General features: G+C 35.3%; 14 protein-coding genes, 2 pseudogenes and 1 riboswitch. Of the genes and pseudogenes, 4 read left to right on the forward strand and 12 right to left on the reverse strand.

The window, feature by feature from the left end; translation table 11 throughout:
* Positions 1 to 93: 93 nt before the first annotated feature.
* Both BWGOE10_RS16685 and BWGOE10_RS32930 read left to right on the forward strand, forming a co-directional pair.
* On the forward strand, positions 94 to 564 hold the full coding sequence (locus BWGOE10_RS16685) for a GNAT family N-acetyltransferase (protein WP_070144120.1): 471 nt from the start codon (positions 94 to 96) through the stop codon (positions 562 to 564).
* Positions 565 to 592: 28 nt separating this feature from the next.
* A riboswitch (cyclic di-AMP (ydaO/yuaA leader) is annotated at positions 593 to 737 on the forward strand.
* A gap of 97 nt (positions 738 to 834) precedes the next feature.
* Positions 835 to 978, forward strand: a complete 144-nt coding sequence (locus BWGOE10_RS32930; RefSeq protein ID WP_000945246.1) for a hypothetical protein — start codon at positions 835 to 837, stop codon at positions 976 to 978.
* A gap of 54 nt (positions 979 to 1032) precedes the next feature.
* Here BWGOE10_RS32930 and BWGOE10_RS16690 read toward each other — a convergent pair.
* The 5 genes and pseudogenes from BWGOE10_RS16690 to BWGOE10_RS16710 form a co-directional block, all read right to left on the reverse strand.
* Positions 1033 to 1787 (reverse strand): annotated as a pseudogene (locus tag BWGOE10_RS16690) (class I SAM-dependent methyltransferase).
* Between the two features lie 215 nt (positions 1788 to 2002).
* Complete coding sequence (locus BWGOE10_RS16695; RefSeq protein WP_070144121.1) at positions 2003 to 2554, reverse strand: DUF2179 domain-containing protein; 552 nt, start codon at positions 2552 to 2554, stop codon at positions 2003 to 2005.
* 220 nt (positions 2555 to 2774) lie between these two features.
* Positions 2775 to 3188: an ATP synthase subunit I gene (locus tag BWGOE10_RS16700; RefSeq protein WP_002110920.1), complete on the reverse strand. Its 414-nt coding sequence runs from the start codon at positions 3186 to 3188 to the stop codon at positions 2775 to 2777.
* Between the two features lie 53 nt (positions 3189 to 3241).
* On the reverse strand, positions 3242 to 4564 hold the full coding sequence (locus BWGOE10_RS16705; RefSeq protein ID WP_070144122.1) for a hemolysin family protein: 1323 nt from the start codon (positions 4562 to 4564) through the stop codon (positions 3242 to 3244).
* 119 nt (positions 4565 to 4683) lie between these two features.
* Positions 4684 to 5091 carry a MerR family transcriptional regulator gene (locus tag BWGOE10_RS16710; RefSeq protein WP_081338161.1) on the reverse strand — a complete coding sequence of 136 codons (408 nt, stop codon included), beginning with the start codon at positions 5089 to 5091 and terminating at the stop codon, positions 4684 to 4686.
* A gap of 301 nt (positions 5092 to 5392) precedes the next feature.
* On the opposite strand from BWGOE10_RS16710, the gene BWGOE10_RS16715 reads away from it, so the two are divergent.
* Positions 5393 to 6280, forward strand: coding sequence for a DMT family transporter (locus BWGOE10_RS16715; protein WP_070144123.1), 888 nt, complete (start codon positions 5393 to 5395; stop codon positions 6278 to 6280).
* 21 nt (positions 6281 to 6301) lie between these two features.
* Here the strand turns inward: BWGOE10_RS16715 and BWGOE10_RS16720 are convergent, their stop codons facing one another.
* Positions 6302 to 6838, reverse strand: a complete 537-nt coding sequence (locus BWGOE10_RS16720) for a hypothetical protein (RefSeq protein WP_070144124.1) — start codon at positions 6836 to 6838, stop codon at positions 6302 to 6304.
* Positions 6839 to 6858: 20 nt separating this feature from the next.
* Entirely contained in the window at positions 6859 to 7713 is an 855-nt protein-coding gene (locus BWGOE10_RS16725) for a pentapeptide repeat-containing protein (RefSeq protein WP_070144125.1), read from the reverse strand.
* Between the two features lie 195 nt (positions 7714 to 7908).
* On the opposite strand from BWGOE10_RS16725, the gene BWGOE10_RS16730 reads away from it, so the two are divergent.
* Positions 7909 to 8082, forward strand: a complete 174-nt coding sequence (locus tag BWGOE10_RS16730; protein WP_001162783.1) for a DUF1272 domain-containing protein — start codon at positions 7909 to 7911, stop codon at positions 8080 to 8082.
* Positions 8083 to 8151: 69 nt separating this feature from the next.
* On the opposite strand, the gene BWGOE10_RS16735 is transcribed toward BWGOE10_RS16730, so the two are convergent.
* From BWGOE10_RS16735 to BWGOE10_RS34060, 5 genes and pseudogenes are all read right to left on the reverse strand, one after another.
* The gene (locus tag BWGOE10_RS16735; RefSeq protein WP_070144126.1) at positions 8152 to 8628 is read right to left on the reverse strand and encodes a heme-degrading domain-containing protein; all 477 of its coding nucleotides are present in this window, start codon (positions 8626 to 8628) and stop codon (positions 8152 to 8154) included.
* A gap of 246 nt (positions 8629 to 8874) precedes the next feature.
* On the reverse strand, positions 8875 to 9441 hold the full coding sequence (locus tag BWGOE10_RS16740; RefSeq protein ID WP_070144127.1) for an SGNH/GDSL hydrolase family protein: 567 nt from the start codon (positions 9439 to 9441) through the stop codon (positions 8875 to 8877).
* Between the two features lie 16 nt (positions 9442 to 9457).
* Positions 9458 to 10282, reverse strand: a complete 825-nt coding sequence (locus tag BWGOE10_RS16745) for an MBL fold metallo-hydrolase (RefSeq protein WP_070144128.1) — start codon at positions 10280 to 10282, stop codon at positions 9458 to 9460.
* A gap of 28 nt (positions 10283 to 10310) precedes the next feature.
* Positions 10311 to 10805 (reverse strand): annotated as a pseudogene (locus BWGOE10_RS16750) (DUF7010 family protein); the annotation flags it as partial.
* Between the two features lie 37 nt (positions 10806 to 10842).
* Positions 10843 to 10926, reverse strand: coding sequence for a hypothetical protein (locus BWGOE10_RS34060; RefSeq protein ID WP_415858225.1), 84 nt, complete (start codon positions 10924 to 10926; stop codon positions 10843 to 10845).
* Positions 10927 to 10932: the final 6 nt, after the last annotated feature.

Here is a 10932-nt window from a genome sequence, read left to right on the forward strand (position 1 = left end):
TAACTTATTACGTAACTCTTATAATTATTATATCTAGAAATGAAAAATCTTGTCAAACACATGAAAACACAGGGAAAAGGAGCGTCATTATTTATGATTCAAAAATTAATAGCAAACTCTTATCATACTGCTTTGTCTATTTTAAACATTCAAATTCCTGCTTACGAAATTGAAGCAAAATACATAAATAGTACGGCCATCCCCCGTTTATACGATACTGTAACGGATATTCAAAACTGCGATGAGACATTCCATGGATATTTCCTGGAAAATTCACTCATTGGATTTATTTCTTTTAAAGTTGATGAAGATGTAGTTGATATCCATCGTTTAGTAGTCTCACCCGATCATTTCCATAAAAGGATAGCAACGAAGTTACTACTTTTTATATTTGACATGTTCTCTTCTTCAAAAACGTATATTGTACAAACAGGGAAGAACAATACGCCTGCTCTTTCTTTATATAAAAAACATGGTTTTATTGAAATACAAGATATCGTGCTTCCTGATGGCGTAGTTTTGACATCATTAAAAAGACAGAATACACAAAACAGTTTGACTTAAATGTTTATTTATGTTATTTTTTACTTTATAAAACCTTTTGCTGAGTCCAAATTTTGGAGCGGGGGAACCATTTATGTAGCTTTTTGCTACTTGGGGCGAATCTTTTTTAAGTAGGGACACTCTCACTTCCCGAGTCCGACAGCTAACCTCGTAAGCGTAATGGGAGAGGAAGGTGCTTTTTGCCTATGTTACACAGTATGCCTCCTTAGTTATAAATATGGGAACGATACCAATTAAAAACCTATATTTATAGAAAAGGAGAAATGTATAATGTTACGTTTATCAGATCATGCAATAAAAATGATGGAGCAAAGACTTCGACTAGAACAACACCGCACATATCAAGCAAATAAAGTTGTAGATAACTTACATCACAAATACTTCTTTCAGCATATTTTCCAGCCAAAAAGATAAGTACTGACCTTTAACAAAATACAGCGTACACTTTTTCGGTGTACGCTGTATTTTTCATTTTCTTGCTTTAATAATAAAAGTAGTCGGCACCATTCTAGCTTTATATATAGAATAGTATTTCGCAGACGGATCTGCCACTTCTCCAGCAAATACACAAGATGGTTCGGGCTCTTCTATTCTCTCAATTATAAATCCCGCCCTATTTAACTCATTTATGTACGTACTCATTTTTCTCTTATATAATGTCGCTTGTACTTCTTCTCCTTTAAATGTTTCAAACGTAATAGGAGTTTCCTCATGATATGAAGAGCATAAAACAATTTCTTCTGTTCCATACTGCAAATTTGAATATACCGGATGCTCCCAGCTAAAAATAAAGCTTCCTCCTGGTTTTACATATGAATATATAAGTCCCAATGTTTTTCTTAAATTAGAAGTCCATCCTAATGCATAGATGGAATATACTATATCAAAATGCTCTGTCGGTATATTTACTTCTTCTTCCATTGCCCCGCGTATTAACTTTGGATTCCAATGCTTTAATGTTTCATTTGCTGTTTCAATTTGTGTCTCTGAAAGATCGAGCCCCACAACTCTTTCGCACCACGCTCCGCCATATATTCCAAAGAATGTCCACTACCACATCCGATATCTAGAACCGTTTTATTCTCAATAAAATCAAACAAATGAATTTCATCTTCTGATGCCGTATACGGTCCATATTTAGGTAGACAATCTACTTGAAAAAAATGCGGCGCTACTATGTCCCAACACCTTTTATTCACTTGTAACATTTTTGTTTGATCCATACTTTACATCCCCCCTTCTTTCTCTTCCACCAGTACTTTTTATCCCGCTATTTGTGGGCAGTAAACGCCCGATTGGTGCGGGATGATAATCAGCGGGGGATGAACAAAACTCCCACTGATTATAGTTTCACTTTATACGTGAGGGCCTCATTTTCCTTTTAGATTGATGATATTCGCTAACAAAAAAAGAGTAGCTTCTCAGCTACTCCCTTTTCTTACGATGCATGATCATCTTTCTTCTTCTTCATTAACGCTCTCTTCTTCATCGCTTTCGTCAAGTATCCACCTTTAAACGAACGGATTTCATAAGAAGACATAAACGCTTTCGGTGCAATTTCATTAATAATTTCTAAAAGTTCTTTTTCTCTTGAACGCTTCGCGACGATATCTAAGCGATAACGAATAGAATTAATACCTTCACCTTCAAATACTGTAACACCAAATCCAAAGTGGCGTAATTCATCTACTAATTCATTACAACGGTCTAGTAAACTAACTTGATACGTAATATATCCAATTGCTAATTTATTCTCTATATAACCGCCTAATAATAGTCCTGCACTAAAGCCAATGACGTAGGCGACAATGTTCATCCAATTTGATAAATCTTGAAACACAATACCTAAACTGACAATGTAAATTGCTCCTTCTAACAATCCTACACCTGCAGCGGATCTTGTTTGATTCTTTACAAGCAAAATCGTACGGATTGTTAAAGTTGGAACGTAAATAATTTGAAGCACAAAAATAAGTAACGCTTGTAACATTGGTATCCACCTCTTTCGCAAATTCTTTTGTCATGATAACATACATAAGCTTTAGAAATCGATGGGTTTTTAAATTTTTTTTAATTTTTTTTCATGCTATTGAAATGCCTCAAAAATAAGCGTATTATATTTGGCGTAAATTCGATAAGTACCAGTAAATCACTCATATTATATCATTTATTTTCAAACGCAAAAAAGGAACCTGATTAGGTCCCTTTCCTCATAACTCTATGTTTTTCGAAGCATGTTCTCTTTGCTTCTCTTCTTCTTTTACTAGCTGCATATTTGCATAGGCTAAATTTGCAATCATTAAAAAGTGTCCACCTAATATTCCAGTACCAAATGCCCACATTTCCATTTCATGCTCAATTTCATACATAATGATAGCCCCTAATATTGCGGCTGCAAATCGGTTTAGAACTCCTAATCCAGGAGCCTTTTCTTTCATCACGATACTTCTTCCTAATTTCTCCACTCTGCGAGCTAATAGCCAAAGACAATATGCGCTAACTGCTAAACCAATACCGAACCCTGTCACTTGTTTCCCAAACGGAGTAACCGCCCACATTAGTAGTAAACCACTAAAGATCGTATACAATTGTAATCGATATACACGTAAGGCTACTTGAATCAAAATATCCGCTCCTAATTTCACATTTTATTATGTGCTAGAAGAAAAGCAGCAACTTACACAGTTGCTGCTTTCTCTTGTTCTTGTTCCATTTTTTGAATTTCAACACGTTTAATTTGATAAGCATCTTTTTCTAACACTTTAAATTCATAGCCTTCTGCTTCAACGTATTGTCCTTCCTCAATTTCATGATTTTGCATCATAATCCATCCACCGATTGTATCCACATCATCTTCTTCAATGTGTAATCCAAACAAATCTTTTACTTCTGAGATTAGAACTTTTCCATCAACAATTTTATGGTACTCGTTCACATGTTGAATTGGTGGTGCTTCATCTTCATCATATTCATCACGAATTTCGCCGACGATTTCCTCCAATATATCTTCAAGCGTTACAATTCCAGCTGTTCCTCCGTACTCATCATATAAAACAGCCATTGGAATTCGCTTCTTCTGCATTTGCAGTAATAAATCATGAATTGGAGTTGTTTCCATAACTTCAATAATCGGACGCATATACGTGCGAATCGATGATAAATCTTCTTGATCGTTGTTCATATATCGAATAAAGAAATCTTTTACATTGACCATACCGATAATATCATCTTTATCTTCTCCAAAAATCGGATAACGTGTGTATCGTTCATTTTGGATTACTTTCATGTGTTCTTCTACTGAATCTTCAAGATAGAAACCAACGATTTCCGTACGCGGTACCATGATTTCTTTCGCAATGCGATTATCAAATTCAAAGATATTATTTACATACTTGTATTCAGCTTGATTAATTTCTCCACTTTCGTAGCTCTCTGAAAGAATAAGACGTAACTCTTCTTCTGTATGAGCTACTTCATGTTCAGAAGCTGGCTTCAAACCGAATAAACCAGTTACAACACGAGCAGAACCATTCAATACCCAAATAAATGGATACATAATTTTATAGAATATCATTAACGGACCCGCTAATAACAATGTCACTTTTTCAGCTTTTTGAATTGCCATCGTTTTCGGAGCTAATTCCCCGACTACAACGTGCAAGTACGTCATCGTCATAAATGCAAGACCAAACGTTACTACTTGTGAAATAGACGGATTTAAATTCCATTTCTCAAATAATGGGTGTAATAATTTTTCTATTGTCGGTTCACCTAACCAACCAAGTCCCATCGCTGTAACTGTAATACCTAATTGACAAGCAGATAAATATTCATCTAAATTTGTTGTTACCTTTTTCGCTGCTAACGCACCGCGTTTCCCTTCCGCAACAAGCTGATCAATGCGACTTGAACGTATTTTTACAATCGCAAACTCTGCTGCTACGAAAAATCCAGTAAATGCGATTAAAATCGCAACCATGACTAAATTAAATATTTCCAATGAATCCCCTTAGTTAAAAAACTAAGGTGTCCACCTCCTGTATACTATAATGTTTTCTTATTTGTTCGTTAGAAAACATAGCCCGATACAAAAATTAAAGAGGTCGGATTTCACTTATTCTATAATAATAGAGCAAGTGTCTGTATTAAAGCTGTCGTTTGACCTGATAAAGATTTCGATATTTTTTCACGTTGTGAATCAGTCAATTCATCTAAAAGAGGCTTTAACTCCGTTAGCTCTGCTTCTAATCTATGAATATGGTCTGTCACTTCATTCACTTGTTTCGAAACGTGTTCATTGATACCGAGCAGCTTTTTCTTCTCCTCGATTCTCTCTTTAATCTCACAAAGCGGCATATGCATTTCTTTGCACTTCTCAATAAATTGTAATGTTTCAAATGCTGTTTCGTCGTAATAGCGATAATTAGATTGAGATCGCTCCGCTTTTAAGATTCCTAGATTCGTATAATAATCAATCGTTCGTTTCGACACGTGAGCCATGAGAGCCAACTGTCCGATTCGATACACCTTCCCAACGATCTTCCCCCCTTGTTTATATTACTATTATCATACAATACATAAACTGTACAGTCAAACGTGACGGTTTGTTATACATAATTTCATAACACCCTCCAACAATCAGAAAATTAAGTTATAATATCATTATAAAAGAAGAAAGGAGGCTACGCTCATGTACTACAACACTTCATTCGAAAACGATCAACCTGTAGGCCGTCTATAATCTAAGACGGGCATTCATATAACAAGTGCGCCATGCCTCGTCTTAGGGAATAAATCATAACCCTAAAAATAGACGGAGGTCATTCAAATGAAACAAACAATTTTAGGAGCTATATGTTTATCACTAGCAGCAAGTATTTGGGGCGGTATGTACGTCGTTAGTAAATACGTACTCGACTTTATCCCACCACTTACACTCGTTTGGCTACGCTTTATTATCGCTTTTGTTGTTTTATATGTGATTTTGAAAACAACTGAAAAAAAGCAAAAGAAAAAAGTAACCATCCAGAAAAAAGATTGGCTATTATTCGCTTGGATTGGATTCATTGGGTATTTCATTTCGATCACATGTCAATTTATCGGAACGAAATTATCCGATGCTCATACAGGCTCCTTAGTAACATCAGCTACACCTGCATTTATGGTTATATTTGCAGCGCTCATTTTAAAAGAGAAACTAACTGCTCGTAGACTGTTATCCACTATAATAGCGACAATCGGCGTCATTATCGTTATCGGATGGGATATTGAAATTGGCTCCTATTTTATCGGTACAATCATTTTAGTTGGGGCCGCTATTACGTGGGCTTTACTGTCCATCTATGTAAAAATTGCTTCAGCTCGGTTTTCATCTTTAGTTATTACAACGTACGCAATATTTTTTTCACTCTTTTTCATTACACCTTTTATGATATGGGAATTCCAATCAAGTCCTATTGAACATATGAACATGTACGTATTACTAGGCGTACTCTATTTAGGAATCGTCTCAACCGCAGGTGCATTTTTCCTTTGGAATAAAGGATTAGAATTAATGGACGCAAGCATAGGTTCATTGTTTTTCTTCTTCCAACCTATCGTTGGATCATTGCTTGGTTGGTTCTTATTAAATGAGACGTTAAGCAGTAACTTTTTCATTGGTGGTATCCTTATTATATGTAGTGTTCTAATTACTACTTTTGAAAAGCAAAAATAGTATAAAAAAACAGGAAGAGACTTAGTCTCTTCCTGTTCGCATAATTGGGTCTTGATCATGGAATCCTATACAAATTGGTATATTACTTTGCAAACCACTACATGCATTGATAAAACTGCAGACCGTTCTTGCGATTAAATATAAAGTTATTCCAATTGCTTTTTCATTTGTATCAAAGCCATTTTCACCATAAATATCAGCTAACTCTCCTAAAGATGGTCCTTTTATTTCATCCGTCCAATCACTTGCCCAATCATCATCCTCTACTTCAAGAAACATGTAATCGTCACAAACATAGAACTGACTATCCCACTCATTATCAAGATCATACTCAAAATAAATTGCCTTCGCTTCTTCACTTTCAGCAACTTTTAATGCTTCTTTCAAACCTATCCTCATACTTTCCTTGTATGAATCTAATGCAATCAATTTAATGCGCTCCGCATCCTCACTTGACGCTAGTGTGCTACAAATATCATAATACTTCGATTCCATTTGAGATACTGATAACGAAAATACGTCTTCCTGCATTTCCTCTAAATACTGAAAAATATCCAAACTATTTCACTCCATACTCTTTACACAGTCCAATGCGCTGGACGGGACAACGTTTTCGGCAATTTCGTATGTTTGTCCCCTTTCGCCGCATTAATTTGAACTTGCGTAAGAAAAATACTATTCGTAAAATCTGCTCCTCGAATATCTGCATCACGCAAATCTGCTCCGATGAGATCCGCTCCCCTTAAATTTGCATCTCGTAAATTAGCCGCAATAAGATAAGCTCCTCTTAAATTTGCTCCTTGTAAATCTCTTTTTTTAAGGTTAGCTCCCATTAGGTCTGCCCCTCGGTGACTGATCCTTTTCTTACTTGTAGAATTCATTTCCTTCCAGACTAGTTCACTCGTTTCCAGAAGGAGAACATTCACTTCCGCTCGGTGTAATGGAACATTTACTTTCATTAACTCATCTGCACTTAAATTCGAAAGGCGTTCCGTCTCTTCAATCGCTTTACTAAGCTCATGATGAATCGTTTGCGTCGCCTTTAAAATAATCGCTTCCTTCAAATACCAAAGCATTTCATGAAGCTGATGCATAACTGGAAAAGCATCATACATTTTTCTCGCATGCTGAGCATCCTTCCGCCAATCTATTCCATTAAACGTAACTTGAGAAATCTTTTGCCCAGCACCGAAACATTCAAACACTGTACAACCTTTATAGCCTTTTCCTCTAAGATCTCTATGTATACTACATTTATAATCTGATTGTAAATTTGTACAAGGTTTACCACCATCTTTATTTACCGCAAAATCTATTGATGCTGCGAACGGTAATGCCACACAACATAAACCAAAACAATTTTCACAATCCGCTTTTAAACTATCGTGATTTATATCCTCTTCTACATGAAAATAATCGTTATGATTAGTCAAAATATATACCCCCTGTTGTCTTTTGACTATTTCATAATATTCCAACTGCACTAAATAATCAATTTTAAAATAAATAGACCTATTTCATTTCAAACAACAACGTAATCCTTTTATTTCTTTTCATTTAAAAAGGACTTTCACTACAATATTAATTATAATTAAATTACGAACTTTCAAATAACAAGGAGGATTACGATGGCATTAGAAATGAAAACAAACTGTCAAATTTGCGACCATTCCCTTCAGCCCGATTCCGAAGCATACATATGCGTGTATGAATGTACATTTTGTGCACCATGTACAGAGGAAAGACAAAATGTTTGCCCGAATTGTGGCGGGGAGTTAGTACGTAGACCGAAAAAGAAATAATAAAAAGGCAAAAACGAACAGGAATATGTTCATTTTTGCCTTTTTATTTAACCTTTAAAATTACTTTTATTATTGATTTAAATGATTTTTAACTGCTCTTATAACCAATTCATGATCTACTTCTGGTGGTAATCCTGAGACTGTTATCATTCCAATAACCCCTACGTTTTTTATTTGGATAGGAAAGGATCCACCAAACGCAGCATATTCCGAGCCATCTAAACGGTATTTTTCATGATATGGAACTCCGCTTATTTCACTTTCTATCTGCATATAATACGAGCTATGATTATGCAGGGAAACGACCCGTTTTTTACGCTCAATCCATTTCGTATTTTCCTCAGTTGTGCCTGTCATCTTGAAATGAAATAATTGCACACCATTTTTTGCTATATCAACAGCAATCAATTTTCCCTCTCGCTTTGCTGTTTCAACGATAAATAAACCTAATTGCAATGCATCTTCATTTGTAAAAGAGGAAAATTGAAGTGTTTCCTCCTCTATTAAAATTTGTTTACTTATTTCACTCATATTTGAAGTACTCATATCTTTAACCTCCCTAATCGTTTTATAAAACATCGGCATTTTGGGGAATTACCAGACTCTATAGTACCGTAAAGCTTGTTTTCTTCTTACTGGTGCTATTATGAATTATATTTAATACTTTAAAGATGTATGTACTTTAAAGTGCTATAGGTACTAAACATTTGGTACAGGAATTATCTACTTCTGTGATTCAGCTAATTCATTATATGAAATACAAAAAAAAGCAAAGCGCCCACGCTTTGCTTCTTACAGAATCCCTTTTAACTTTTCATAAATTAACTTCGCTAAATATGCATAGCCTTCTGCTCCAAAGTGTAATCCATCTTTTTCTTCATCTTCTACGAATATTTTATATTTTTCTTCTTGAATCATCTCAGCATATAAATTGAGAAAATGGCTCCCTGTTTTTCTTGCTACTTCCTCTACCGCCGCTGCATACTGACTGAGTATTTCATTTGTTCTATTACGTTGTCTTTCTTCATCAACTGGCGCCGGACTAATAAGTAGTACTTTTTCTGGTGAAATCGTGCTTACAATTTTCTCTAAGTTTTCTTTGTACGATTGTAATGGCACCGGATCAAATAATACCGAATCATTCGTACCAAGAAAAACTGTTACAAAGTCTGGTTTATATGATAATACATCATCTTCAATCCTATTTAACGCATCGAACGTATTATCACCTGGAACACCCGCATTAACCACTTTCCAATTTGGAAACATCTCTTGTAACCTTGGCGTTAATCTCGGCGTTCCATCAAAAAACATTTCATCAGCTGTAATGCTATCCCCAAAACATACTAACGTTTTCATTAATCTAGCACTCCTTTTACGTATGAAACAACTTTCCTTCTATCGCTTTCATATATCTTTCAGCAGAACGTTCAACTGCCTCATTTGCATTTTCTTTTACTACTCGGTGAAAGGCATTATATAAACGATTAAATTGTAACGGCTTCACTCGATTCGCCATTTCCTCAACTTTTCTCGCCGGTAATGGAATTAAATTTGGATAGCTATACATAAAGCTTACCCACTGCTGATCCGCTACAACTTGAATGATATCACCTGTTAATAATATACCTTTCCCATCATTTCCTTCTTCCCAATGTAATACAGAACCGCCACTAAAATGTCCTCCGAGACGATGAATGGTAATTCCATCTGCTAATTGTAAAGACTCTCCAGTCCAATAAATAATACGACTACTTGGACGCATAACCCACTCTTTATCGTCTTCATGTATATAAATTGGTACATCAAATGTTTCTGCCCATTCTACTTGAGTTGAATAATAATGTGGATGAGATAGTGCAATTGCATCTAATCCGCCCCACTCTTTTATCTTCTCAATTGTCGTTTCATCTAAATAAGTAATACAATCCCATAGCAAACGATATGACTCTGTTTTTACTACAAATGCCGTCTGACCGATCGCAAATTCTGGTTTTGTCGTAATACTATAAAGCCCATTTTCTTCTTCTATAATTTCATTTTTATATGTATCACTCGTTTGCAAGTTTTCTAAACTCGTCCAAGACTGCCCTTTCGGATTAATATATTGTCTCTCCTCATCACAAATAAGACAACTTACCGGTTCCTCTACACTCGCTGCATACTGCACGCCACACGTTGTACAAACGAAATTGTTCATAGTCATTCTCCTATCCTTATATTTTTAACTACGCCGATATTTGTTGATAGTTTTCTGCTTTTTTATTTTCAAGTGATACGCTTATAAGAGTAATAAAGTAGACAACTGTAACCGCCATAGGAATTACAATAAATCCTTTTTCCGCAAAAAGAATCCCACATACTGACGTTACTAATACAGTTCCTACTGATAAAAAACCATAACTTTTACTTTCATAAATCCATACATATGGTAAAAAATGAGCACCTATTAACATCGCTACTACAAAAGGTAACCACTCTGGAAATTGAAAATATGCAAGTAATACAAACGGAATATTCAATACATTTATCCCACCAATTACTCCAGCTAAAGTCCCTAGCGGATTTCCTTTCGCAAACATATCAATTTTTAATATAGCAGCTATCATTAAGCCGAAAGGAAACACACAGCCCATACCAATTAAATATACCCACACAACTTGCTTTTCTGAAAGAAGAACACCAGTTATGCTCGCTACAATCCAAAATAAAAGACCAGCTATTGGTCTTATCCCTGTCAAGTAGACAATATTAAAAAGACTAAGCAGCCATCGAGATTCGATATTCTATCGGAGCTCGGTGGTTGAGTCGTTTTGGGAACCGTTTATAGTTATAAAAATAAATATACTC

This window comes from Bacillus mycoides, assembly GCF_001757995.1.
Classification (GTDB): Bacteria; Bacillota; Bacilli; order Bacillales; family Bacillaceae_G; genus Bacillus_A; species Bacillus_A mycoides_B.